We start from the raw sequence: 23,784 nt of genomic DNA, 5'->3' as shown, positions 1-23,784 counted from the left end.
GACCGGTCCTCACGACCGCTGAAGGTGCCCGGACCGCGAACCCGGCAGCCCAAGGAGCATCGCACTGTCGTCTTCGGTGACACCCGCCTGACGCAGCCGGGTCGCCACCTCGACGGCCATCCTGCGCAGATGGGCGCGCTCTTCCTGATAGGAGGCGAAGAGCTCTCGCGGTACGCCTGGTATCTCGTAGACGTACTCCACCGAGACGGGAACGTCTTCGGGCACGTCAAGGACGAAGTGCTTTACCGCTTCCACCTCTTCGAACAGCTCCGCGAGTGTGCGGCCGCTCACTCCGGAGCGGATGGAGCCGTCGACGGGATCGGCCCCCCAAACGGTGATATCCGTGTCGAGCGTCTTCTCGAGGGTGACACGGAACGTCACGTGGCGAGGAGTCGGCACACTCGCGGTCATCGCAATCAGCCCTCTCCGAACACGTGCTCCAGATCGCGTTCGAGGTTGACGAGCACTGTGGACCGATCGCGGATCTCCTGATAGCTGCTCAGCACGCGGCCACGGTAATGAGACGCATCGGAATCGTCCGGGGAATCGTCGCCTGGGACTCCAGACGGTCGGGCTGTAAGCCGCGGGATGCGTTCGGGATGATGGGGCGGTCACGCTTTGTGGCCCAGGGCGGCTGTGGCCGCTGGGATGTTGACGTAGTCGCGCAGGCGTGCGATCTGCCCCTCGCGCACGGTGAGCACGACGATGTTGGGAAGCGTGAACTCGCCGGTGGCGGCTCCGGTCCCGATGGCCTCCTGCTCGACGATGATCGTTTTTGGATCGCCGGTGTCGTGGACGGCGAGAGTGCGGTAACGCTCGTACTTCAGCGGGTTGGCCTTCCAGCCCGCGGCGATCCAGGTCACGATCGCGTCCCGGCCCTCAAGTCGGGACGGCAGGCCGGGGGCGGTGAACGGGAACTCGTGGACCGCGTCGGCCGCGTACAGACGGCTCATGTCGTCGGCCGACTGGCTGATGGAGGCTTGGCGCCAGCGTTCCAGAACCTCGTGCGGGCCGGCTTCTTGCTTTCGCCCGCCGAGCGGTGCTCGCCTGGCGGTCACCTTGCGGTAGTGGATCTTCCAGCCGTCGGGCCGGCGGGTGATGACGTCGTCGTAGACGACGCTGCCGGCGGTTCCGTCGGCCTTGATGCCGATCCCTTTCGACCGGGCCCTCGCGGAGTGTTCGTCGATCTGAGTGATCACGATGTTGGTGACGTGGTGGCCGACCGGGTTGGCGTCGCCCAACGCGAGCGCCGCGTCACGTATGGCCGCGGTCCCGTGCAACGCGCCTAAGCCGAGGTCGCCCACGTCATAGGTGACGTCGGGAGTGAGCAGCTCAAGTGCCTCATCGAGCGCGCCCGCGTCCGTGAGGTGGCCGTGGAGATTGATCAGGTCGTTGATGTCGATTCGGTCCTGCTCCGACAGCGCCATAGGGGGCGGCCCTCCATGCCGTAAGGTGGATCACGTCGTTAAAGTGAGACATGGTCCGGTTAGGCGAGGACGTTACCGGACTGTGTCCCCGGTTAGCAAGGGTGTGGTGATCGCGCTGGCAGGCCACGAATCGCGGCCGCGTGCCGGACGTCCGAAGCGCGCGGACGCCCGGCGCAACTACGAGCAGTTGGTCGAGCAGGCGCGACGGGCGTTCGCCGAGCACGGCGTGGACGCCTCCCTGGACGAGATCGCCCGGCGGGCAGGGGTGGCCAGCGGAACGCTGTACCGGCATTTCCCCACGCGACTGGATCTCATCGAGGCGGTGCTCGGCGAGCAGATAGCCGAGTTGGTCGACCTCGGTCGCGGGTTGCTGAGTGCCGAGGACCGATTCGACGCGCTGTTCACGTGGTTGCGCGCCGCCCTCACGCATTCCTTGACCTACCGGGGTCTCGCGGCCGCCGTGATGAACTCGGCGCTGGACCGCGGGAACGGCCTGGTGTCGACCTGGCATGCCGAGATGTTCAAGGTGGGAGCCGCGTTGCTGGCGAGGGCACGTGAGGCGGGCGTGATCGCCGCCGACGCGGACGAAGCGGATGTGCTGAAGTTGGTCGGCGCCATCGCCTGGGCCGTCCAGGACGCCGCGGACGGCCCGGCCCAGGCCGACCGCCTGCTCGCCCTCCTCATGAACGGCCTGCGCTTGGACGATCGTCGCTAATGGTGCAAATCCTCGTAAATGGTCTATCTATTCGTGCTCCGCTGTACGGACATATCCATACTCGGGGGTCGAGACCGGATTTCGCGCGGTTAGTGTGTCCGGACGGTCGAAATGACGGCCGCGTAAGTGCCGCCGAATTGTTAGCTCGATTTCGGCGGGGGTGGGATCTGATGGAACGTACCAATGGCCGGCGGCAGGAGGACGTGTGACCACTCCGAAGATCCCCACCATGGACGACGCCCTGGCGGTCGTCCAGCGAGATCAGCCGGTGAACCGGACTCTGGACCTCCCGCCGCTCCAGGTCAACGTCAAGCATGGCGACGTGCTCGGCTTCGGCGACCAGGAAGTGACGGCCCAGCTCATCAGGATCTACCGGATCGCCGGTCACGACCCCGCCCTCGCCCAAGAGTTGACCGACACGCAACTGCGCCTCTGGCTGCTGTACGCGGTCAATCTGCTGGCGGAGAACCGCGCGGCCGTCCCCGGTTTCGATTTCAAGGGGGCACTGACGTGGCTGGTGCGCAACATCCCCGCCGAGCCGGTGATGCCCGCCCCGAACCACGCCGAGTTCGAGCTTCACGTGCTCGGCCGCACCGGGTGGCTGCGGGCGGCGCTGAAGGCGAAGGTGGCCCGGCTTCCCGACCAGGTGCGGCAGCAGGCCGCCGCCTGCTACAGCCCTCCGCCGTCCAACGTCCCGAGCGGGCCCGGCGCCTCCAGCGGGCCGAGCGATCAGACGCCGCCGCTCGACAAGGACCTTCTCCGCAAAGAGCTCCTGCCGAAGCTGCAGAACCTCCTGGTGAACCATGTCGTGCAGTGGCGACGGCAGGCGGGGCAGGAACCAAGATTCCAGCGGTGGGAAGATCTCGGGCTGATCGCGCGGCTCGCCCAGGCCGTGGCCTGGCGGATGCTCCAGCCGTACGCGGCGGCCCGCGAGGACGGTCCCTTCTTCACGGGGTTCGACTACTTCTCGAAGATCTACGACAAGACCAGGACGATGCCGAGCGAGCAGGACCTCGTCAAGCACCTGATGAACCGGGCCTATGTGGTCGGCGAGGACACCTCGGCGGGCAAGTCGATCTTCACTCTCGCCGGATACGACTCCATGCGCTCGGACGACAGGGTCTTCCTGTTCAAGACGCTCGGACAGTGGATCGCCGACAACTCCACGGCGCGCAAGCTCGCGGTCTACTTCTTCCAGCACATCGGCTCCAACTCCCACGCGGGCGCGGACGGCGGCGGCGGTGTCGGTCTGGTCACCGAGTTCAGGACCGACCGGCCGGAGTCGCAGGCGCGCTGGGAGACCATCGAGACGATCGTCCACGAGATGACGCACAACCTCATCCACCCGAACCTCCTCGCGCAGACGGACAAGGTGCGCAGGCCCATGGTGATCAAGGAGGGGTTCATCGAGGTGGTCACCAGGGAGGTGTTCAACTGGATGATCGACAACGGGAGCGAGTCGTCCACGAAACGGCTGATGATGGGGGTCGAGGGGCAACTCGTCCCGCCGGTCAGGAAGACCACGCTGGGCTACGCCGAGAGCGGCGCGTACGCGGACCAGATCTTCCAGCTCGTCGGCCGCGAGCGCTTCCTCACGGCCTTCATGACGGGGGACATCGAGCTGGTCGGCCTGACACCGAGCTGAGTACGGGGTCCACCTGCCCGCACCGGGGGCCCGAACGGCCCCCGGCTTCGGATTTTCTTGTATCGGCACCGCCACCACTCGGGGCGGCGCTGATGCCCCCGGGGGTTACTCGCTGGTGAGTTCGGTGTTCTTGAGGCTGCGAACGAAGGTGTGCCATTCGTCGGAGGTGAAGCGCAACGTGGGTCCGGTTGGGTTTTTACTGTCTCGTACCGCCAAGCCGCCGGTGATGGACGCGACCTCCACGCAGGCGCCACCGTTGCCGCTGCTGTACGACGACTTGCGCCAGTGCAGGTTGGTCACTTCCATGTCTCTGCCACCTTTGTCATCAGCTCGATGGATGGTCGTGCCGGAAGCGCCTCGGCTCGCAGGGATTCCCACAGGCATTTCAGAGCCGCTACGTCGGGGGCGTGTTCGATGACATCACCACTCAGCGCATTGTCCACGTAGACGACCTCGCGTCCCTCGAAAGTCGTGACGACAAGGGGCCCGGCGAGGCCAGGATAAGCACCGGCATCGAGTGGCACAATCTGAATTACGACCCTGGGACGTTTCGCCACTTCCAGCAGATGCGTGATCTGGTCGAGCATCACCTGAGGCCCGCCGATCGGGCGGCGCAGCACTCCCTCGTCCAGAACGATGACGAACATGGGCGGTGTGTCCCCGTTCAGGATTCGCTGACGGGCCAGTCGTGCCTCCACCTGGTCGTCGATGTCGTACTGCCTTCCCGATTTCGCGATCACTTCGCGGGCGTAGGGCTCGATCTGCAGCAACCCGGGCACGAGCAGTGGCTCGTACCAGAGCAGTGACGTCGCTCTTCCCTCAATCAGCAACCACTTGCCGACCCATTCCGGAGGCATGGCCTTGCAGACGAGGTCTTGGGCGAGGCGGGTGAGGATGCCGCCGGTTTCGAGGGTGCGGTCGCAGCGTTCGGCGAAGTCGGGCTTGGGGACTCTGCGGGCGGTCTCGACCATGGCGACGAAGGACGGCGAGTAGCCGACGATCGCGGTGGCGAGCTGGGCCTGGCTGAGGCCGGCGGACTCGCGGGCCTGCCGCAATTCCCTGGCGAAGAATTCGAGCGGTGTCATGCGGTTGCCGTTCACGATGCCCCTCACAGGTGTTCACGGAATCGTCGCCGAGGTCACCCTTCCGGGGTACACGCGGCCTCTGCGGCCGGACCCTAAGACGCTGGTAGGGAACATGGGAAGGGGTAAGGGGCATCTGTGGAGTTCCGTCGTACGAGAGAAGGGCGCGGGGGTCTTTCCGCGTTTTTGCGGCCGGACAAATCTGGCCGAATACGTCGGTCCGTCGATAGCGGGTCCGTTTTGTGCGTGCGAACGACAGGCATTACCCGAATTTCCCACCATCACTACAACGGCAAGGAGTGCCGATGTCGCAGATGTCGGACGGTCTTCGGGTCGCCTGCTGGGAGATCCCGGGCGACGCCTCGGTCGTGGGCAAGGTCCGCGCCATGGTGAAGGAGGCTCTCGGCGGGTGGAAGCTGTCCGGTCTCGCGGACGACGTGACCCTGGTCGTCGGGGAACTGCTGGCGAACGCGATCTCCTACGGCGAGCCACCGATCAGGGTCTCGCTGTGGGCCGGGGACGGCGACCTGTTCGTGTGGGTCACCGATCACGGCCCCGGACAGCCGCACCGCCTGGACCTCGGGCTGGACTCCACGCACGGGCGCGGCCTGGCCATCGTCGCGGCCCTCGCCCACGGTCACGGCGTCACCCCGCTGACCGGCGCCACCGGCAAAACCGTCTGGGCCCGCTGGAGTCACTCCAGTGCACGACACCACGATGGCTCTGGCAGCGGTGGAGAAGGGAACCTCCCCTGGGACGCGGTCGTCTAGCGGACGACGGGGTGAACGGCTATCGCGGTGGCTCCGGCGCCGTCAGGTGAGGTGTTCGCGCCGAAGGGTCATTGGCGGCGATGGGCGCTGGGCGGCGTCGCCGGGCTGCTCGTGATCGAGATCATCTATTTTCTCGGCATGGCCGGCGGCAAGGTAGGACCGGCTCAGAGGGGCAGGCCTTCTTCGAGGAGGCCGAGGACGCGGTCCATCAGGTCGGCGAGGGGTTCGGTTCCCTCGGATTCGATCCACAGCTCGATGGCGGCCATCCAGGCGCCCATGACCGCGCCGGTGAACACGCGCAGCCGGAAGTCGTCCTCCGGGACACCGGTGCGCTGGGCGATGGCGTTCCTGAGCGTCGCCATGGTGGCGATCTGTCCTTCCACCTGACGGGCGCGCAGGGCGGGGATCGACCACACGAGTTCGATGCGCCGCAGCATCGTGTCCTTCTCCTGGGGGAACACCTCGTCGAAGACCTGGCGGATCGTCGCGCGCAACGCGGCCAGCGGGGTGAGCGTGGCGGGCTGGGCGACGAACGCGGCGGCGATCACCGGGTCGTAGTCGTCCTGGATCACCACGTCTTCCTTGGTGGGGAAGTAGCGGAAGAACGTGCTCGGCGAGATCTCCGCGGCCTCGGCGATCTGCTCGATCGTGGTGCTGTCGTAGCCCTGCTCCACGAACAACCTCATGGCGTGCTCCTGGATCGTCCGCCGGGTCTTGGCCTTCTTGCGCTCGCGGAGGCCGGGATACCGCTGCTGGGCGTTCGCGGGAGAGCTCATCTTCCAATTCTCGCGTGACCCCAGACGGACCTTCACCGCACAAGGCGCCCACTTCACCGCATAAGGACTGACTTCGCCGTACGAGGATCGACTCCGCCGTACGAGGCGCCGACTTCGCCGTACGAGGCGCCGACTTCGCCGTACCCCCTTCACACCGTCGCGGCGCCTGTGGTGGTCCGGGGTGGTGCGGTGGATGGCCGTCCTCGGCGGCGGCACCGGGTGGTCACCGCGGAGGGGGGCCTGGCAGAGCCGCCACCCCGCTGTCGGCGACGAACATCCGGATGGGCAGCCGTGTGGGCCCACCCACCTGCATGCGGGTGGGTTTGTTGGGTGGGCAGCAGTGTTGGACCGCTCAGGTGCTTGCGGGGTGGGGTCGTTGGGTGGGATTCCCGTGCCGGCCCACCCACCTAGGTGCGGTGTGGGGCTGTTGGGTGGGCAGCCGTGCCGGCGCACCCACCCGCATGCGGGTGGGGTTTGTTGGGTGGGCAGCAGTGTCGGACCGCTCAGGTGCTTGCGGGGTGGGGGTGTTGGGTGGGCAGCCGTGCTGGACGCTCGCCTGTCGGGCGGGGTGGGGCTGTTCGGGGGTGCTGGTCACGGGCGGGGCGAGGTCCGTGGCGTTCTTGGCCGGTGGCGCGACGGGGATAGCTGATAGTCGCCTTCAAGAGATGGCAGTGGCCGGGGGCCTCCTCTTGAGACGATCGAGTAGGGGTGTAATCCTGATTACATGGAAACAGACGAAACAGTGATCACATCATGGTTCATCGGACGCCTGCCGGAGGAGTGGTTCACCGGGCAGCCTGAGTTCGTGATCGACCGCGAGGAGATCGCGGTCATCGGCACGCTGCCGGTGCCCGAGGCCGCCGAGGCGACGTCCGGGGCCGAGCGGGCCGCCCTGCTGGACGGGCACATCGGGCGTTACCGCGAGGAGACCCGCGAACGCCGCATCGAGATCGCGCGCGAGGCCGAGCACCGCTTCCGCCGCAAGGTCTCCTGGGGCGTCTCCTGCGAGGACCGGACAGTGATGTTCACCACCCTCTCGATCCCGGTGATGACCCGGCTCAGGCAGCAGGAACGGCGGGTGCTGGACACCCTGGTCGCCGCCGGGGTCGCGCGCAGCCGCAGCGACGCCCTCGCCTGGTGCGTCCGCCTGGTGGGCGGCCACACCGACACCTGGCTCGCTGACCTGCGCGATGCCCTCCAGCAGGTCGACCGCGTGCGCTCGGAAGGCCCTGACGTGACCACGTAGATTGGTGCAAACCAATCTTTTGAATGGCCTAGACCATTTCCAGTGGTTTATACCAATGACACCTTCCGGCGCCGGCGGGCGATCGGCCCGCCGGCCGGAAAGCGGCTCTCCAATCTTCGGCAAGATGGTTAAACTCCCGGGAAACCATCGGGGTCCCTGCACGTTATGACGCCGCCCGGATGGGCAGTGCGCAGGGCTGACGACGGCTGTCCCGAATTCACCGGCACGAACGGAGTCGAAATAGCAGGCGCCGGATCTCCTCTTTTGAGGGGCTCTTGAACCTCTGTTTCCACGACTGGTCTATGCCAATTGGATTCGGCGCGGTCCGTCGTTGATGATGTTTGGCCTGAGAGTAAGGAGCCGGCTCCGTGTCACTTTCCATTGAAATGACCGCCCCGACGTCCCATGCCGAGCTCGCCGCCTGGGTCAGAGAGATCGCCGAGCTCACCCGCCCCGACCGCGTCGAGTGGTGCGACGGGTCGGAGGCCGAATGGACGCGCCTGACGAACCTTCTCGTCAAGCAGGGCACGCTCACGCGACTCGCCGCGCGGCCCAACAGCTTCCTGGCGACATCGGACCCGAGCGACGTCGCCAGGGTGGAGGACCGCACGTTCATCTGCTCGGAGGACCCGCGTGACGCGGGCCCGACGAACAACTGGATCGCGCCCAAGGAGATGCGCGCCACCTTCGACGAGCTGTTCCGCGGCTGCATGCGCGGGCGCACGATGTACGTCGTGCCGTTCTGCATGGGCCCGCTCGGCGGCGAGATCTCCCAGTTGGGGGTGGAGATCACCGACTCGCCCTACGTGGCCGTCTCGATGCGCGTCATGACCCGCATGGGTGACCAGGCCCTGCGGCTGATCGAGGAGCGCGGCGACTTCGTCAAGGCCGTCCACTCGGTCGGCGCCCCGCTGGCGCCCGGCCAGGAGGACGTCCGGTGGCCGTGCAGCTCCACCAAGTACATCAGCCACTTCCCGGAGACCCGCGAGATCTGGTCCTACGGTTCCGGTTACGGCGGCAACGCGCTGCTCGGCAAGAAGTGCTACGCGCTGCGCATCGCGAGCGTGATGGCCCGCGACGAGGGCTGGCTCGCCGAGCACATGCTGATCCTCAAGCTCACCCCGCCGGACGGCGAGTCCCGCTACGTCGCGGCCGCCTTCCCCTCGGCCTGCGGCAAGACCAACCTGGCGATGCTCCAGCCGACCATTCCCGGGTGGAAGGTCGAGACCGTCGGCGACGACATCGCCTGGATGCGTTTCGGCGAGGACGGACGGCTCTACGCCATCAACCCCGAGGCCGGCTTCTTCGGTGTCGCGCCCGGGACGGGCCGGTCGACCAACGTCAACGCCGTCAGGACGCTCTGGGGCAACAGCATCTTCACGAACGTGGCCCTGACCGACGACGGCGACGTGTGGTGGGAGGGGCTCACCGACGAGCCGCCGGCGCACCTGACCGACTGGCGGGGACGCGACTGGACGCCCGCCTCGGGGGAGCCGGCCGCCCACCCGAACGCGCGGTTCACCACTCCGGCCTCCCAGTGCCCGACCATGGCTCCCGAGTGGAACGACCCCAAGGGCGTGCCGATCTCGGCCATCCTGTTCGGCGGGCGCCGCGCGACGGCCGTGCCGCTGGTGACCGAGTCGTTCAGCTGGCGCCACGGCGTCTTCCTCGGCGCGAACGTCGCCTCCGAGAAGACCGCCGCCGCCGAGGGCAGGGTCGGCGAGCTGCGCCACGACCCCTTCGCGATGCTGCCGTTCTGCGGCTACAACATGGGCGACTACTTCGCCCACTGGCTCAAGATCGGTCAGACGGGCGATTCGGACAAGCTGCCGCGCATCTACTACGTCAACTGGTTCCGCAAGGACGCCTCCGGCCGCTTCCTGTGGCCGGGCTTCGGCGAGAACAGCCGGGTGCTCAAGTGGATCGTCGAGCGGCTGAACGGCCGGGCCGGCGCCGTGGAGACCCCGATCGGGCTGCTGCCGACGCGCGACGCGCTGGACACCGAGGGCCTCGACATCGCCGAGGAGGACCTGGCCACGTTGCTCTCGGTCGACCGGGAGGTGTGGAAGCAGGACGCCGCGCTGATCCCCGAGTACTTCGCGACCTTCGGCGACCAGCTGCCGAAGGGGCTGTGGAAGGAGTACCACTCCCTGGTTGACCGCCTGGGATGACGCTCGGGCCGTGAGCGGGTGTCAGCGCGCGAGCGACGACGGTGCGCGAGCGACGGTGCCCCGGCGACCGGCATCGACCGGCCGACATTGACCGACCGGCGTCCACCGGGTGCCGTCGAGCGCGCGACCAGGGGCGAAGTGGTCCATTCGCCGCCCGTTCCCCGTTCCGGGAAGCAACGGCAACCCAAAGCGGGGGGCGGGCACGGGTCCGGGCACGTGATAATTGCCTGTTGTCAACGTCCGACAGCGGACGGGCGGCGAAGAGGAGGTCTCCATGGGCGTGCGCGATCTCGTGTACCGGCTGTACGAGCGCCGTCTGGAGACCAAGCTGTCCGGCGACCAGATACCCCGGCACGTGGGCGTCGTCGTGGACGGCAACCGCCGCTGGGCCAGGGCCATGGGGCTGCGCGACGTCAGCCACGGCCACCAGAAGGGCGCGGACAAGATCTCCGAGCTGCTGGTGTGGTGCCGCGAGGCCGGCGTGGAGATCGTCACGGTGTGGTTGCTCTCGAACGACAACCTCTCGCGGCCCAAGGAAGAGCTCGACCCGCTGGTGGAGATCATCGAGGACACCGTGCAGGGCCTGGTGGCCGGCGGGTGGCGGGTGAACGCGGTCGGAGCCCTGGACCTTTTGCCCGATCGCACGGCTCGCATCCTTAAAGATGCGAAAGAAGTGACATCACGCCGTCCTGGCCTGATTGTGAACGTTGCAGTTGGGTATGGAGGAAGGCGTGAGATCGCTGATGCGGTGCGCTCCCTCCTCCAGGAGCACGCCAGCAAGGGCGCGAGCATCGAGGAACTCGTCGAGGTCCTCGATGTTGAGCACATCGCGGAGCATCTCTACACGCGCGGCCTCCCCGACCCGGATCTCCTCATCCGCACGTCGGGAGAGCAGCGACTCTCAGGATTCCTGCTCTGGCAGAGCGCTCACTCCGAATTCTACTTCTGCGAGGCCTACTGGCCTGACTTCCGCAGAGTCGATTTCCTGCGGGCGCTGCGGTCGTATGCCGCGCGGCACCGGCGGTACGGAAACTGAAACACCCCGTGAACACCCCCTATCAGCCCTGGTCCGGCTGTTGGGTAGGGGGCGTCCACGACGTACCGTAAGGAGTAGGCAGTCCATACGGCCTACTTCGGGAGAGGGTCCGCCCTTGCGTCGCCTTTTGACGAGGAGGGCCGGGATCCGGCGTCGCCTCGCGCAGGTGGGGGCGCACGATCGGGCCCGGTCCGCTCACCACCTCATAGGCAGGGCGCTGACTCCTGGCGCCCGGGGGAGAACGCGTGGCAGTGTCCTCGAGCAACCCGTCCACTACCTCCAGTAGCCTCACGCCATCGAGGCGCACGTACATAGTGGACACCTCTGTCCTGCTGGCCGACCCTGCGGCGATGAGCCGCTTCGCCGAGCACGAAGTCGTCCTTCCGATCGTCGTGATCACCGAGCTGGAGGCCAAGCGCCACCACCCCGAGCTCGGTTACTTCGCCCGCAAGGCGTTGCGCTTCCTCGACGATCTTCGTGTGCGGTACGGCCGGCTGGACGAGCCCATGCCGATAGGCGAGGGCACGATCAGAGTCGAACTGAACCACAGCGACCCCGCGATCCTGCCGGCCGGTTTCCGGCTCGGCGACAACGACACCCGCATCCTGACCGTCGCCCGATCCCTCGCCGCCGAGGGCCACGACGTGGTGCTGGTGTCCAAGGACCTGCCGATGCGGGTCAAGGCGGCCTCCATCGGCCTGTCCGCCGAGGAGTACCGCGCCGACCTGGTGGTCGAGTCCGGCTGGACCGGCATGGCCGAGCTCCAGGTCACCACCGATGACGTCGAGACGCTGTTCGAGCACGGCACCGCCGAGCTGGAGGAGGCGCGCGAGCTGCCGACCCACACCGGCCTGCGGCTGCTGTCCAGCAGGGGCTCGGCGCTCGGGCGCGTGCAGCCCGACAAGTCGGTGCGGCTCGTGCGCGGCGACCGCGAGGTGTTCGGCCTGCACGGCCGCTCCGCGGAGCAGCGCATCGCCCTGGACCTGCTCATGGACCCCGAGGTGGGCATCGTCTCCCTCGGCGGCCGCGCCGGCACGGGCAAGTCCGCCCTCGCGCTGTGCGCGGGCCTGGAGGCGGTCCTCGAGCGCCGCCAGCACCGCAAGGTCATCGTCTTCCGCCCCCTGTACGCGGTCGGCGGCCAGGAGCTCGGCTACCTGCCCGGCTCCGAGAACGAGAAGATGGGCCCGTGGGCCCAGGCGGTGTACGACACGCTCGGCGCCGTGACCACGCCCGAGGTCATCGAGGAGGTCCTCGACCGGGGCATGCTGGAGGTCCTGCCGCTCACCCACATCCGCGGCCGGTCCCTGCACGACGCGTTCGTGATCGTGGACGAGGCGCAGTCGCTGGAGCGCGGCGTCCTGCTGACCGTGCTGTCGCGCATCGGCGCCAACTCGCGGGTCGTGCTCACCCACGACATCGCCCAGCGCGACAACCTCAGGGTCGGCCGGCACGACGGCGTGGTCGCCGTGGTCGAGAAGCTCAAGGGCCACCCGCTGTTCGCGCACGTCACGCTCACCCGCTCCGAGCGCTCCCCGATCGCCGCGCTGGTGACCGAGATGCTGGAGGACATCACCCCCTGACGCCGCCCGCCCGTCTCCGCCCGCCCGCGGTTCGCCGGCGGGCGGTCACGGGGGCAGGTTGACGCCGGGCGCGGCCAGGTCGTGGTACTCGCGGCAGGTGTGCTCGCCCAGCGCCAGCGGCCCCTTGGGCGTCGTCTGGGTGATCTTCACGGCCCAGATCTCCTCGCGCAGCCGCGCGGTGCAGGTGATCTGGGCCATCGCCGTCCTGCCGAGCCGGCCGGGCCCGTTGACGATCACGTGCAGCCGCAGGCCCACCGGGTTCTCCGGGTCGTTGCGCACGCCGCTGTCCACCCCGTACCGGCCGAGCACGCTCTGCTCGACCGTGAAGGACGACAGCGCCGACCCCAGGCCGTCCCCGGACCGCTTGCTCACCTCGAACAGCGCCCTGATCACGTCCTCGGCCGCGTTGGAGGCCGTGGACACCTGCTTGGCGGCCAGCCGCCCGTCCCGCAGCAGGTAGACGTTCGCGATCGCGCCCTTGGCGCTGATCACCGGGGCCGGGCCGGCGTCGACCACCCCCGTCGGGTCCACCCCGCAGGCCGCCGTCCCGGCCAGCAGCGCACCGAGCGCCGCCGCCGCGATCCTCCGGCGCACTCTCATGAGGAGGGGATCCAGACCGTGAACTGCGTGCCCGGGTCGCACAGCTCCACCCTGATCGTCCCGCCGTGCAGCTCGGCGTTGGCCTTGGCGATGGCCAGGCCCAGCCCGCTGCCCTCGCTGCGCGCCCGACCCGCGCCCACCTTGTAGAAGCGGTCGAAGACGTGCGGGAGGTCCTGACGCGGGATGCCCTTGCCCCGGTCGCGCACCTTCACCTCGAGGCCGCTGCGCAGCACGCGCGCGGCGACGCTCACCGGAGGAGCGCCGTGGAGCAGGGCGTTGCCCATCAGGTTGGCCACGATCACGTCGAACCGCCGGGGGTCCAGCGAGAACGACAGGCCGCGCGGCACGTCCAGGCGCACCCGCCCGGTCCAGCCCCTGATCTCCAGGCAGTCGGCGAGCGCCATGCCGACGTCGACGTTCTCCCTGGTCAGCACGGCCGCGCCCGAGTCGAACCGGCTGGCCTCGATCAGGTGCTCCACCAGCACCCTGAGCCGGTTGATCTCGCGGACCACCAGGTCCACGGCCTTGCCCGCGTCGGGCGGCAGGTTCGCGGCCTCCTCGGTGAGCATGTCGGTCACGGCGGTCATCGCGGTCAGGGGCGTGCGCAGCTCGTGGGAGACGTCGGCGACGAACCGCCGGGACATGGCCTCCAGGGCGCGCAGTTCGGACACCGTCTGCTCCAGGGCGCCTGCGGCGTCGTTGAACGTCGCGGTGAGCCCGGCCAGCTCGTCGCGGCCGTGCACGGGCAGGCGGGTGTCCAGGTGTCCGGCGCCCAGGGCGCGGGCCGCGTCGCCCAGCCTGCGCACCGGCCGCAGGACGCTGCGGGCGGACACCAGCGCGACGGTGAGCGCGACCGCCAGCGTGATCCCCGACGCCTGGCCGAGCGCGGTGCGCAGCCGCGCCAGGACGCCCTCCTCCTCCTTCAGCGACACGAACACGTAGATCGTCATGCCGGTGGGGCGCACCGCGCCGGTGCGGGTCCGCCGGTGCACCTGGGTGCCGATCAGCAGCCACGGGTCGTCCTTGATCAGCAGCCGCTGGCGGACCATGCGCTCGGCGGCCTGGTGGCGCAGCTCCGCCGGGACGTCGTCCAGCCCGAACGTCGTGCCGGTGCTCAGCCGTTCCTGCTCGCCGTACTTGAGGATCACCTGACGGTCCGGCCCGCCGAGGGACTCGGCCAGGTTGGTCAGGTCGCTGTCGGTCACCACCGCGTCGGTGGGCCACAGCAGGTCACTGGTGCCGAGCGGCAGCGCGATGCGCTGCAGGACGTCGCGGACGTCCACGACGGCGCCGGTCTCGGCGCGGTCCAGCAGCGCCCGGCGGACGAGCTGGTAGCCGATCCCCGCCACCAGGGCGGAGGCGGTCACCGCGACCAGGACGAAGGTGATGACCAGCCGGCCGCGCAGCCCGGTGGGACGCCGCAGGCCGAGACTCACGGCGGGCTGAACCGGTAGCCGAAACCGCGCACCGTGTGGATGTAGACGGGTTCGGCGGGAACGGGCTCGATCTTCGCGCGGATGCGCTGGACGCAGGCGTCCACCAGCCGGGAGTCGGCGACGTGGTTGTGGTCCCAGACCGCGCGCAGCAGGTAGCGGCGGTTGAGCACCTGCCCGGGGTGCCGCACGAGCTCCAGCAGCAACCGCAGCTCGGTGGGGGTGAGGTGGACCTCGCGTCCCGCCAGGGTCACCTTGAGCGCCCCCCGGTCCACCACCAGGTCGCCGAAGCTGATGCGGTCGGCGGAGGCCGACTCCAGGCGGCGCAGCACCGCCCGGATGCGGGCGTCCAGCACCCGCGGCTCCACCGGCTTGACGACGTAGTCGTCGGCGCCGGCCTCCAGCCCGACGACCACGTCCAGGTCGTCCCCGCGCGCCGTGAGCAGGATGATGGGCAGGGAGTCCAGCCTGCGGATGCGGCGGCACACCTCGACCCCGTCGATGCCCGGCAGCATGACGTCGAGGATCACGATCTCGGGTCTGCGGGCGCGCACATGGTCCAGGGCTTCCTCGCCGGTCGCGTACGCGGTCACGGAGTGCCCCTGGCGGGTCAGGGCCAGCTCGAGGCCCGTCCGGACCGAGGGGTCGTCTTCGACGAGGAGGATGCCGGCCATCCGCACATTATGGCCGAAACCCCGTCACCTCCTTAGGTGTCACAGAACTGTGACATGGCCCGCATGGGAACCCGACAGTAAGCCGTCACGCTGAAGGCGTCCGCGGCCGTCCCGTCTCACGCGCCCGCGCGCCGAGGGCGGGCACGGTGCGGGCCGGGCATCCGGTCCGCCCGCGCGGACGCGCCTCCGGGGCGGACGATCGCCCCGCCGCCCTCCGGATCGGGGGTCTGGAGGGCGGGCCGGCGGCAGCCGGGGGCAGTCGGGGGCACCGTGTGACGAAAATCACATCGGCCGGGGAAACCGCACGTTACTCGCCGGTTAGCCACGTAACCGTCAAATAACTTTTACGTTTGGGTTGCGGACCACCCCCCAACTCACGGCAAGCTCATAGGCCGTGAGCTCAGGTCAGCAGGTGAGAGACAGGCGAAGCAGGCGGGACGGCGACGACGACGCCGCGCCGCCACGTGGCCGTGTCGAACAGCGGCCCGCGCGCAAGTCATGGTTCACCCCGAAGCGCGTCGTGGTCATCGGCCTCTCCTTCGCCGTGGTCGCCGCGCTCGGCGTCTTCACCGTGCAGACGATGCGCGAGAACGCCGCCACCCCCGCGACCCCGCTCAGCCTGAACGAGCTCACCCGCATGTCCGACCCCTTCGCGCCGGACGCCGAGGCCGACGCCCTCAAGGCCGTCGCCGCCCAGGCGCAGCGCGAGCGCGACATCAAGGCCGCCCGCAACAAGTCGGCGCCCAAGTGGGACTCGGTGAAGATCGTCAAGTCCGCGCCCGGCGGTGGCGGCTTCGCCGCGCACGCCTTCCCGCCCGGTTCCCAGCCCAACCCCGGCAGCAACAAGGCGCTCGGCCAGGAACTGGCCGCCGCGCGCGGCTGGGCCGGCGAGTGGGGCTGCCTGGAGAAGCTCTGGGACCGCGAGAGCCACTGGAACGAGCGGGCCATGAACCGCAGCAGCGGCGCCTACGGCATCCCCCAGGCGCTGCCCGGCAGCAAGATGGCCAGCGCCGGCGGCGACTGGCAGGTCAACGCCGCCACCCAGATCAAGTGGGGCCTGGGCTACATCGCCGCCCGCTACAAGACCCCCTGCGGCGCTTGGGCGCACTCCCAGGCCACCGGCTGGTACTGATCGCCTCGCGGTGGTCCGTCCGCCGCGACCGATCCACTCCCGTCCGTCGAGCCGATCCGATACCGGCCGGCCGCCCCGCGGTCCGTCCGCCGAGCCGGTCCCGCCCGCGGCCGGGCGCCACGCCCGGCGCGCCGGTCATGATCCGCGCGAACTCTTAGTCAGGGTTGTTCGAGGTTTCGGCAAGCCTGGGGGCGCGCGGGCGACGCGCGGCGGCACGCTGGCCGCATGGGTGTGAAGGTCAGCGTGGTGGTGCCGGTAGCGGAGCCAGGCCCGGACGATGACGCGTTCGACGCGTGCGTGCGTTCGCTGCTGGAGCAGACGATGCCGTCGGACGAGTACGAAGTGATCTTCGCGGACGACAGGTCGGACGACGGCACGCGCGAGCGCCTCGACGCCGTCGCCGCCGTGCGGCCCAACGTCCGGGTGCTGCACCTCGAACACACCGGCTCGCCCGTGCGCGGGCGCAACGTCGGACTGGCCGTGGCGCGCGGCGAGTACGTCTACCTGCTCGGCCAGCGCGACCGCCTCGAGCGGGTGGCGCTGGAGGCCATGTACCGCATGGCCGCCGAGACCGACGCCGACGTGCTGATCGGCCGGCTCGTCCAGGGCGACAACCCGCCGCCGCGGGCCTTCTCCCGCAACCGCGAACGCGCCGACGTGCTGCGCGACCGCCTGCTCGCCCTGCCGACGGCGCACAAGCTGTTCCGCAGGAGCTTCCTGGACACCCGCGAGATCCGCTTCGCCGACGTCGACCCGGAGCTGTCGGAGCAGGCGTTCGTCCTCGCGGCCTACCTCACCGCCAAGGTCATCACCATCCTCGCCGACCAGGTCTGCTGCCACCTGGGCGCCGAGCCCGAGCGCCCGGCCGACCCGGCGGCGCTCGTCGAGGGCGTCCGCGCGGTCCTGGCCGTCGCCGACGCCCACAGCGACCCGGGGGAGCAGCGCGAGCGCCTGTACGCCCACCTGTTCCGCACGGCCGTGCTGCGCCCGCTCGGCGGACGCCGGCTGCTGTCCGCGCGGCCCGACCAGCGCTCGGCGTTGTTCGCCGCGCTGCGCGACCTGACCCGCGAACGCTTCCCCGAGGCGCTGGACGCCGGTCTGCCGGTCCATCTGCGCGCGCGGGCGGTTCTGCTCAGAAGTGGTGAACTCAGGCGCCTGGTGGCCCTCAGCGAGGCTTCCAGGGGCATCTCCCTGCGCGCCGAGCTACGCGAGGTGCGCTGGGACGACGACGTCCTGCTGCTCGACCTGGCCGTGGAGATCGTCGACGCCGAGGGGACGCCCATCGCCTTCCGCGCGGACGGCGACCGGCTGCTGTGGACGCCGCCGCTGGACGGGTTCACCCTCCCGCCGCGGCTGGCCGACGTCACCGAGTCGGTGGAACGGGCCCGCATGGAGGTCTACGTCCGCCACGCCGACCACGGGCTGATCTTCTTCCTGCCGGTGTCCGGCGAGATGTGCCGGTCCCAGGAGGGCGACCGGGTGCGCCTGTGGGCCGTCGGACGGGCCCGGATGGAGGTGGGCACCGCCGCGCTCGGCCGCCCGCTGCGCCCCGGCGAGTGGGAGGTGCACGTCCGCATGCACACCGGCGCCAACCATGCCCGCACCCGGGTCGCCGGGCACCGCGGCGCCCAGCTCAGCTGCGTCGGCGTCCTGGCCGGGCGGCCGAGCAGGCTGGTCATCCCCTGCTGGTCGGAGCAGCGCGAGCTCAGCGTCTGCGTCGAGCCCAAATCCTTCGCCGAGTCGATCGTGCTCGTCTCGCCGGCGGCCGCGGTCACCCACCGGGACGGGAGCGTCTTCGTCGTCCTGCCGGTCCCGTACGTCCCGCCGAGCGGCGGCCCGCCGGCCGAACTGGTGCTGCGCCACCTGGTCAACCGCGGGCGCGTCGTCAGCGTGCCGGCGCTGGTCGAGCCCGGAGTGCCCGGACGCTACCCGGGGCAGCTCGTCGCCAAGGTCGCCACGCGCCGGTTCGCGGGCGAAGGGCACATCGGGCCGGGGGTGTGGGCGCCGCGCCTGCGCGTCGACGGCAAGGAGGCCGACCTGCGGTTCGTCCTGGAGATGGCCAGAGGAGGCCGGGTGCGCGTCGAGGCCGGCGCGGAACCCGGAAGGCTGCTCCCGAAGCGCTCGTCGCTGGCAAGGACCCTCACGCGCCTGCCCGGCGGCAGGTACCTGCTCCGCATGGCCCACGCCGTCCAGCAGCGCTACCTGCCCTCCGCCCCGGAGGAGTAGAGCGGCGAACCGGGGTCGCCGGCTTCTGTGGTGGCGGCGTAGGAGCCGAGCAGCGCCAGCGCCTGGGCGGACTCCGACCCCGGCTCGGCGTGGTAGACCACCAGGAGCTGGCCGTCCACGCCGTTGAGCGCCAGCTTCTCGCGCCGCAGGTGCAGCGTGCCCACCAGCGGATGCAGCATGTGACTCGTGCCGCCGGCCCGGCGCTCGACGTCGTGCCGCGCCCACAGCTTGCGGAAGCGCTCACTGCGCAGCGACAGCTCGCCCACCAGCGACTCCAGTCGCGGATCACCGGCCGCGTCGGGGCCGGCGCTCGCGCGCAGCCCGGCCACGACGGCCTTCGTCGCCCGCTCCCAGTCCTGGTGCAGCTCGCGGTCGGACGGGTCGAGGAAGAGCGCCCGCAACACGTTGACGCCCGGCCGGAAGTTCGGCGAGAGCGCCTGGGCGATCGGGTTGGCGGCCAGCACGTCCATGTACCTGCCCTGCACGAACGCCGGCATGGTCAGGGAGCCGAGCAGCATGGCGACGCCCGCGGGCACCCGCTCAGGAGGGGTGCGGGGGGCGCGTCGCTTGCGGGGCCGCGCCAGCTCGTGCAGGTAGGCGGCACCGTCCGCGTCGAGCCGCAGCGCCGAGGCGAGGGCGTCCACCACCTGGGCGGAGGGACACTGATCTCTGCCCTGCTCCAGGCGCAGGTAGTAGTCGGAGCTGATCCCGGAGAGAAGGGCGAGCTCTTCGCGCCGCAGGCCGGGCACCCGCCGGCGACCGCCGGGCACCAGGCCGACGTCCTCGGGACGCACCAGTTCACGACGCGCACGGAGGTACTCGCCGAGCGCGTTCTTGCTGTCCACGGTACAAATCCTACGAGCCCTGGACGAAATTAGGCTGTCCCTGCGAGTCCCAGGAACCGCGCGGCATCCTCTGACTCCCGAGTCGTCACCCAGACTCGTGCCGTGGGCCGCCGCCTCTCCGGCGACGCCCCGCCCGTCGGCCCGCCCCCCGCCCACCCGGGCCGGGCCCGACCGCGCCCCGCGTGGCGGCGGTTCCGAGGAGACCCGAGGAAAGAAGACGACATCATGACCACCACGACTCCCGGCGGCAGCCTGACCCTCGCCGAGGACCTCACACTGAGCCGGATGGGCTACGGCGCGATGCAGCTGGCCGGACCCGGGGTGTTCGGCCCGCCGAAGGACCGCGACCAGGCCGTGGCGGTGCTGCGCGAGGCCGTAAGGCTCGGCGTCACCCACATCGACACCGCCGACTTGCCGCCGCCCGAGCAGACGGCAGGGCCGGGGGCGCGGGGGCCCCACGGCCTGGGCGGTCATGGGGGCGGGGCGAGTTCGATCTCGTGCGGGGCGTCGGGGGCGGAGAAGGCGAGCAGTCGGGCGCCCTCGTCCTGGACGGCGGAGACCTCGCCGGCGGACAGCCGGGTGAACGGTTGGATCACCAGCCGGGCCATGCCCCTCGCGCCCTTGCCGGCCCTGGACTCGGTGATCTTCCAGGAGGCCCGTGCCACGCCGTCGACCAGGACGCTCGCCCGGATGATGCCGTTGACGGTGAACAGCGCGGGACGGTGCTCGGCCGCCACGACCCGGGAGCCGTCGGCGTAGGACAGCAGCAGGTTGTCGAACTCGGGCAGGAACCGCACCGGCGCGGGGACCCCGGGATCGGGGCGGGGGGCGTCCGGCAGGTCGTACAGCGTGGCCCCGCGCTCGTCGCGGAACACCCGCAGGGCGGGCCCCAGCCGTTCGACGACCTCCTGCAGGCGGGTCAGGCCCGACCACTTCTGCACGTCGGCCACCGTCGCCGGCCCGAAGGCCGAAAGGTAGCGCAGGACCATCGCGTCGGGAGCCGCCGACGACGCCATCGGCCGGCCGAGCCAGGACTCGGCCGTGGTGACCGTCGGCCGGCCGCTCTTGCCCCAGACGGCGCGGGGCGGCACCTGCACGAGCGGCAGGTAGGTGCGGACGATGTTGAGCAGCGCCTGGCGGTCGAGGCCCGGCCACCGCTCCATGAGCAGGCGGCCCAGCTCGCCGGTGTCGCGCGGCCGCTCCTCGACCAGGGCGCGGCCGAAGGCGACGACCTCCTCGACGTCGAGAGCGGCGAGCTGCCCGGCGTGGGCCGCGCGCAGGGTGCGTTCGAGCATGGGCTGGAGCACCGGGCGCAGGGCCAGGCAGTCGGCGGCGCTGACCAGGTGGACCGTGCTGCGCATGAGCGCGAGGCGCACGACGCCGCGGTCGATGAGCAGCTTGGACAGCTCGTCGGGCTGGAAGCCGGAAAGGCGGGTCCACAGCCCGGTGTACGGCGGGAACGGCGCCTGGGCCTGCATGCCGACCAGGCGCTCGACGGCCTCCAGCGCGGTCAGGGAGGCCCGGCGCAGCAGGAGCTGCCGTTCGAGCGTGGCGCGGTTGAGCGCCCTGATGTCCAGCACCGTCATGACCGACCTCCTCGTGCCGCCGCCTCCCCGGCGACGCGGCCGGCCGGCCCCTGCCGCCCGTCCACACCCCGCACCCTAACCACCCCCACCGACAAACCCGGGACCCTCCGGCGGGATGGATCCCCGGGAACCGGACAGCGCCCCGGGATGCTCGCTGGTCGCGAAGGTACGGCCGCCCGGTTCGCGGTCACGACGGTACGGCGCCTTGAGCGGTTCGCGGGTCAGGACGGGCCGGGGTCCTCGGGGGTGGTGGGCCGGGGCGGGCGGGTCATGGCCAGGACGTCGAGGGCGGCGTCGAGGGCCTCCTCGGTCAGCTTGCCCGAGGCCACGTGGCCGCGTTCGATCACGACCTCACGGATGGTCCTGCGCTCCTTGAGCGACTGCTTGGCGATGCTCGCCGCCTCCTCGTACCCCAGGTGGCGGTTGAGCGGGGTGACGATGGACGGCGAGGACTCGGCGTACTCGCGAAGCCGCTCGGGGTTGGCGGTGAGCCGGTGGACGCAGCGGTCGGCGAGCAGTCGGGACACGCTGGCCAGCAGCCGCGTGGACTCCAGCACGTTGCGCGCGATCACCGGCATCATCACGTTGAGCTCGAAGTTGCCCGAGGCCCCGGCGATGGTCACGGCGGTGTCGTTGCCGATGACCTGGGCCGCCACCATGCACGCCGCCTCGGGGATCACCGGGTTGACCTTGCCTGGCATGATCGACGAGCCCGGCTGGAGGTCCGGCAGGTTCACCTCGCCCAGCCCCGCCCTCGGCCCCGAGCCCATCCAGCGCAGGTCATTGGCGATCTTGGTGAGGGACACCGCGATCACCTTGAGCTGCCCGGACAGCTCGACAAGGGCGTCACGGGCGCCCTGCGCCTCGAAGTGGTCGCGCGCCTCGGTGAACGGCAGCTCCGTGGCCTCCCGCAGCTTCTCGATCACCTTGGCGGCGAAGCCGGGCGGGGTGTTGATGCCCGTCCCGACCGCCGTCCCGCCCAGGGGCAGTTCGGCGACGCGCGGAAGCGTCGCCCGCAGCCGCGCGATGCCGTTCTCGATCTGCGTCGCGTACCCGCCGAACTCCTGGCCGAGCGTCACGGGCGTGGCGTCCATCAGGTGGGTGCGCCCGGCCTTCACCGTCGTGCCGAACACCTCGGCCTTCTGGCGCAACGCGACGGCCAGGTGGTCCAGCGCGGGCATCAGCTCGTAGACCACGTCCACCGTCGCCGCCACGTGGATGGACGAGGGGAACACGTCGTTGGACGACTGCGAGGCGTTGACGTGGTCGTTGGGGTGCACCGGCCGGCCCAGGCGCTTCTCGGCGAGGGTGGCGATCACCTCGTTGGCGTTCATGTTGGACGAGGTGCCCGACCCGGTCTGGAAGACGTCGATCGGGAACTCGTCGTTCCACTCGCCCTCGGCGACGTCGGTGGCCGCCTCGGAGATGGCCTCGGCCATCTCGGGCGTGAGGACGCCCAGCTCGCCGTTCACCTCGGCGGCCACGGCCTTGATCAGCCCGAGCGCCGCGATGTGGGCGGGCTCGAGGCCGCGCCCGGATATCGGGAAGTTCTCCACCGCCCGTTGCGTCTGCGCCCGCCACTTGGCCGCGGCCGGGACGCGCACTTCGCCCATCGAGTCATGTTCGATCCGGAAATCCTCCATGACCCCAGTCTTGCTCTACGAACCCCCGGGCGTGTCCTCGCGGGCCGGCCGGAACGAAGAGAGCACGGCGTCGCGCTGGGCGTGCTGTGCCTGCCAGCGCGCGTCGGGCGCCGACCAGGAGATCGCGTACAGCGAGCCGCCCGGCACCGACACCCAGCGCGACAGCACGCGCGTCGAGCCCGTGGCCGAGGTGTAGCGGAACTCCCAGTCGGCCACGTCCGTCCCCGTGTACGGCGCGGGACGGGTCGCGGCCAGGCGGATGAGCGCGTACCCGGGGTAGGTGCCGGCCGCGAGCGCCCGGGCTTGGGCGGCCTTGGCGGAGTTCAGCACGTCGGCGGAGCCGTCCGCCGACCGGGCGACGCGGACCGCGCGCGCGTCCCCGGGGGCGGCGAAGGCGACTCCGGAGCCCTTGGCCACCGCCCGCAGGGGGGCCGGCACGTCGATGGCGAAGCCGGACCTGTCCATGTAGCGGCGCATCCCCGGCTCCGGTGCGGCGCCCTCCCCGACGGCCGACGACACCTCCTCCGCCGCCCCGGGAGTCGCGCCGCCCGCCGTCCCCGGGGACGCGCTGTCACCCGTCCCGGGAGTCGTGCCGTCCGCCGCGGCCGGGGAGGCGCCGTCCCGGGCGCCGAGGTCGGCGCCGCCTCCTGGACCGAGCGTCGTGCTCGCACGGGCATCGACGGCGGTGGCGGGCGCCTGGACGGAACCGGCTCCGGCGGGCTCCTTCGCGCCGCCGGGGCGCGACGGCGAACCGCCGCCGGAGACCGCCGAGGCGACGAGCATGACGATGGTGGCCAGGCCGAGCAGGGCGACGACCACCAGGACGATCATCCCGACGGGGCTGCTGCCCCTGGGCGGCGCGGTGCCCTGGAAGGAGAACAGATCGGTGCCGAGGCCGCTGGGCGGGGTCGCGACGTCCCCGTCCCCGCTCCACGCCCCGCCCGGCCCGGTCGGCGGATGGGAGCCGCCCGGCACACCGGTCCCGCCGGGCACACCGGTCCCGCCCGGTCCGCCCATCCCGCCCGGTCCGCCCATGAGGCCCGGACCGCCCGGACCGCCTGGCCAGGCGGGGCCACCGAGGCCGCCCGCGCCGTCCGGTGCGCCCATGCCGGCCGAGTACGGCGCCGCCGGTTCGCCGGGTGCGTACGCTCCCGGCCCGGGACGGGCGCCCGGCGCCCGCGAGGCGGGCGGCAAGCG

21 protein-coding genes are annotated in these 23,784 nt (G+C 70.6%); 9 read left to right on the top strand and 12 right to left on the bottom strand.

All coding sequences use genetic code 11. The annotated features are described in order from the left end of the window. Positions 1-9 precede the first annotated feature (9 nt). Both ACFQSB_RS22195 and ACFQSB_RS22190 read right to left on the bottom strand, forming a co-directional pair. Positions 10-381 carry a hypothetical protein gene (locus ACFQSB_RS22195; protein ID WP_380828799.1) on the bottom strand — a complete coding sequence of 124 codons (372 nt, stop codon included), beginning with the start codon at positions 379-381 and terminating at the stop codon, positions 10-12. 230 nt (positions 382-611) lie between these two features. Next, positions 612-1,427, bottom strand: coding sequence for a nuclear transport factor 2 family protein (locus tag ACFQSB_RS22190; protein ID WP_380828798.1), 816 nt, complete (start codon positions 1,425-1,427; stop codon positions 612-614). 106 nt (positions 1,428-1,533) lie between these two features. On the opposite strand from ACFQSB_RS22190, the gene ACFQSB_RS22185 reads away from it, so the two are divergent. Both ACFQSB_RS22185 and ACFQSB_RS22180 read left to right on the top strand, forming a co-directional pair. Further along, entirely contained in the window at positions 1,534-2,142 is a 609-nt protein-coding gene (locus tag ACFQSB_RS22185; protein WP_380828796.1) for a TetR/AcrR family transcriptional regulator, read from the top strand. 205 nt (positions 2,143-2,347) lie between these two features. After that, positions 2,348-3,787, top strand: a complete 1,440-nt coding sequence (locus ACFQSB_RS22180) for a hypothetical protein (RefSeq protein ID WP_380828795.1) — start codon at positions 2,348-2,350, stop codon at positions 3,785-3,787. Positions 3,788-3,892: 105 nt separating this feature from the next. Here ACFQSB_RS22180 and ACFQSB_RS22175 read toward each other — a convergent pair whose 3' ends face one another. Together ACFQSB_RS22175 and ACFQSB_RS22170 are read right to left on the bottom strand one after the other, a co-directional pair. After that, a complete protein-coding gene (locus tag ACFQSB_RS22175; protein ID WP_380828793.1) occupies positions 3,893-4,093 on the bottom strand; it encodes a DUF397 domain-containing protein in 201 nt (66 codons plus the stop codon). After that, positions 4,084-4,887 carry a helix-turn-helix domain-containing protein gene (locus ACFQSB_RS22170; protein WP_380828792.1) on the bottom strand — a complete coding sequence of 268 codons (804 nt, stop codon included), beginning with the start codon at positions 4,885-4,887 and terminating at the stop codon, positions 4,084-4,086. Before ACFQSB_RS22170 ends, ACFQSB_RS22175 begins: the two co-directional genes overlap by 10 nt. Before the next feature lie 287 nt (positions 4,888-5,174). Between ACFQSB_RS22170 and ACFQSB_RS22165 the strand changes: the two genes are divergently transcribed. Further along, positions 5,175-5,639, top strand: coding sequence for an ATP-binding protein (locus ACFQSB_RS22165; RefSeq protein WP_380828790.1), 465 nt, complete (start codon positions 5,175-5,177; stop codon positions 5,637-5,639). A gap of 164 nt (positions 5,640-5,803) precedes the next feature. On the opposite strand, the gene ACFQSB_RS22160 is transcribed toward ACFQSB_RS22165, so the two are convergent. Beyond that, positions 5,804-6,415: an acyl-CoA-like ligand-binding transcription factor gene (locus ACFQSB_RS22160; protein WP_380828789.1), complete on the bottom strand. Its 612-nt coding sequence runs from the start codon at positions 6,413-6,415 to the stop codon at positions 5,804-5,806. A gap of 724 nt (positions 6,416-7,139) precedes the next feature. Here ACFQSB_RS22160 and ACFQSB_RS22155 point away from each other — a divergent pair. The 4 genes from ACFQSB_RS22155 to ACFQSB_RS22140 all read left to right on the top strand — a co-directional run bounded on the left by ACFQSB_RS22155 (position 7,140) and on the right by ACFQSB_RS22140 (position 12,448). Next, a complete protein-coding gene (locus ACFQSB_RS22155) occupies positions 7,140-7,661 on the top strand; it encodes a hypothetical protein (protein WP_354840099.1) in 522 nt (173 codons plus the stop codon). Between the two features lie 386 nt (positions 7,662-8,047). After that, on the top strand, positions 8,048-9,832 hold the full coding sequence (locus ACFQSB_RS22150; protein WP_380828947.1) for a phosphoenolpyruvate carboxykinase (GTP): 1,785 nt from the start codon (positions 8,048-8,050) through the stop codon (positions 9,830-9,832). 274 nt (positions 9,833-10,106) lie between these two features. Continuing rightward, on the top strand, positions 10,107-10,868 hold the full coding sequence (locus ACFQSB_RS22145; protein WP_380828788.1) for an isoprenyl transferase: 762 nt from the start codon (positions 10,107-10,109) through the stop codon (positions 10,866-10,868). Between the two features lie 311 nt (positions 10,869-11,179). Then, positions 11,180-12,448 (top strand): PhoH family protein, encoded by a 1,269-nt coding sequence (locus tag ACFQSB_RS22140; protein WP_354840629.1) that lies wholly within the window; start codon positions 11,180-11,182, stop codon positions 12,446-12,448. Between the two features lie 45 nt (positions 12,449-12,493). Here the strand turns inward: ACFQSB_RS22140 and ACFQSB_RS22135 are convergent, their stop codons facing one another. From ACFQSB_RS22135 to ACFQSB_RS22125, 3 genes are read right to left on the bottom strand one after another with little or no spacing between them, the layout of a single operon-like run. Continuing rightward, the gene (locus ACFQSB_RS22135; RefSeq protein ID WP_354840105.1) at positions 12,494-13,048 is read right to left on the bottom strand and encodes a hypothetical protein; all 555 of its coding nucleotides are present in this window, start codon (positions 13,046-13,048) and stop codon (positions 12,494-12,496) included. After that, positions 13,045-14,484 carry a sensor histidine kinase gene (locus ACFQSB_RS22130; protein ID WP_380828787.1) on the bottom strand — a complete coding sequence of 480 codons (1,440 nt, stop codon included), beginning with the start codon at positions 14,482-14,484 and terminating at the stop codon, positions 13,045-13,047. The genes ACFQSB_RS22135 and ACFQSB_RS22130 overlap by 4 nt, the downstream gene beginning before the upstream one ends. After that, positions 14,481-15,155 (bottom strand): response regulator, encoded by a 675-nt coding sequence (locus ACFQSB_RS22125; protein ID WP_380828786.1) that lies wholly within the window; start codon positions 15,153-15,155, stop codon positions 14,481-14,483. The genes ACFQSB_RS22130 and ACFQSB_RS22125 overlap by 4 nt, the downstream gene beginning before the upstream one ends. A 412-nt stretch (positions 15,156-15,567) precedes the next feature. Here ACFQSB_RS22125 and ACFQSB_RS22120 point away from each other — a divergent pair, with 412 nt between their 5' ends. Next, complete coding sequence (locus ACFQSB_RS22120) at positions 15,568-16,287, top strand: aggregation-promoting factor C-terminal-like domain-containing protein (RefSeq protein ID WP_380828784.1); 720 nt, start codon at positions 15,568-15,570, stop codon at positions 16,285-16,287. Positions 16,288-16,512: 225 nt separating this feature from the next. Then, complete coding sequence (locus ACFQSB_RS22115; RefSeq protein WP_380828783.1) at positions 16,513-18,513, top strand: glycosyltransferase family 2 protein; 2,001 nt, start codon at positions 16,513-16,515, stop codon at positions 18,511-18,513. Here the strand turns inward: ACFQSB_RS22115 and ACFQSB_RS22110 are convergent. The 4 genes from ACFQSB_RS22110 to ACFQSB_RS22090 all read right to left on the bottom strand — a co-directional run bounded on the left by ACFQSB_RS22110 (position 18,486) and on the right by ACFQSB_RS22090 (position 23,694). Beyond that, the gene (locus tag ACFQSB_RS22110; protein ID WP_380828781.1) at positions 18,486-19,358 is read right to left on the bottom strand and encodes a helix-turn-helix transcriptional regulator; all 873 of its coding nucleotides are present in this window, start codon (positions 19,356-19,358) and stop codon (positions 18,486-18,488) included. The two genes, ACFQSB_RS22115 and ACFQSB_RS22110, sit on opposite strands and share 28 nt — an antisense overlap. 470 nt (positions 19,359-19,828) lie before the next feature. Further along, complete coding sequence (locus tag ACFQSB_RS22100) at positions 19,829-20,944, bottom strand: winged helix DNA-binding domain-containing protein (RefSeq protein WP_380828780.1); 1,116 nt, start codon at positions 20,942-20,944, stop codon at positions 19,829-19,831. A 221-nt stretch (positions 20,945-21,165) separates the two neighbouring features. Next, positions 21,166-22,587, bottom strand: a complete 1,422-nt coding sequence (locus tag ACFQSB_RS22095; RefSeq protein WP_380828779.1) for a class II fumarate hydratase — start codon at positions 22,585-22,587, stop codon at positions 21,166-21,168. Positions 22,588-22,602: 15 nt separating this feature from the next. Continuing rightward, positions 22,603-23,694: a hypothetical protein gene (locus ACFQSB_RS22090; protein ID WP_380828778.1), complete on the bottom strand. Its 1,092-nt coding sequence runs from the start codon at positions 23,692-23,694 to the stop codon at positions 22,603-22,605. Positions 23,695-23,784: the final 90 nt, after the last annotated feature.

This window comes from Sphaerisporangium rhizosphaerae (assembly GCF_042665155.1).
In the GTDB taxonomy this organism is placed as follows: Bacteria; Actinomycetota; Actinomycetes; order Streptosporangiales; family Streptosporangiaceae; genus Sphaerisporangium; species Sphaerisporangium rhizosphaerae.
The sequence above is the reverse complement of the archived record's forward strand: the minus strand, read 5'-3'. Positions and strand labels throughout refer to the sequence as shown.

Excerpts from the sequence above, each read along its gene's own strand:
- ACFQSB_RS22190 (WP_380828798.1), bottom strand. The coding sequence starts at position 1,427 with ATGGCGCTGTCGGAGCAGGACCGAATCGACATCAACGACCTGATCAAT.
- ACFQSB_RS22175 (WP_380828793.1), bottom strand. The coding sequence starts at position 4,093 with ATGGAAGTGACCAACCTGCACTGGCGCAAGTCGTCGTACAGCAGCGGC.
- ACFQSB_RS22165 (WP_380828790.1), top strand. The coding sequence starts at position 5,175 with ATGTCGCAGATGTCGGACGGTCTTCGGGTCGCCTGCTGGGAGATCCCG.
- ACFQSB_RS22160 (WP_380828789.1), bottom strand. The coding sequence starts at position 6,415 with ATGAGCTCTCCCGCGAACGCCCAGCAGCGGTATCCCGGCCTCCGCGAG.
- ACFQSB_RS22155 (WP_354840099.1), top strand. The coding sequence starts at position 7,140 with ATGGAAACAGACGAAACAGTGATCACATCATGGTTCATCGGACGCCTG.
- ACFQSB_RS22150 (WP_380828947.1), top strand. The coding sequence starts at position 8,048 with ATGACCGCCCCGACGTCCCATGCCGAGCTCGCCGCCTGGGTCAGAGAG.
- ACFQSB_RS22145 (WP_380828788.1), top strand. The coding sequence starts at position 10,107 with ATGGGCGTGCGCGATCTCGTGTACCGGCTGTACGAGCGCCGTCTGGAG.
- ACFQSB_RS22135 (WP_354840105.1), bottom strand. The coding sequence starts at position 13,048 with ATGAGAGTGCGCCGGAGGATCGCGGCGGCGGCGCTCGGTGCGCTGCTG.
- ACFQSB_RS22125 (WP_380828786.1), bottom strand. The coding sequence starts at position 15,155 with ATGGCCGGCATCCTCCTCGTCGAAGACGACCCCTCGGTCCGGACGGGC.
- ACFQSB_RS22115 (WP_380828783.1), top strand. The coding sequence starts at position 16,513 with ATGGGTGTGAAGGTCAGCGTGGTGGTGCCGGTAGCGGAGCCAGGCCCG.
- ACFQSB_RS22100 (WP_380828780.1), bottom strand. The coding sequence starts at position 20,944 with ATGACGGTGCTGGACATCAGGGCGCTCAACCGCGCCACGCTCGAACGG.
- ACFQSB_RS22095 (WP_380828779.1), bottom strand. The coding sequence starts at position 22,587 with ATGGAGGATTTCCGGATCGAACATGACTCGATGGGCGAAGTGCGCGTC.
- ACFQSB_RS22090 (WP_380828778.1), bottom strand. The coding sequence starts at position 23,694 with ATGGGCGCACCGGACGGCGCGGGCGGCCTCGGTGGCCCCGCCTGGCCA.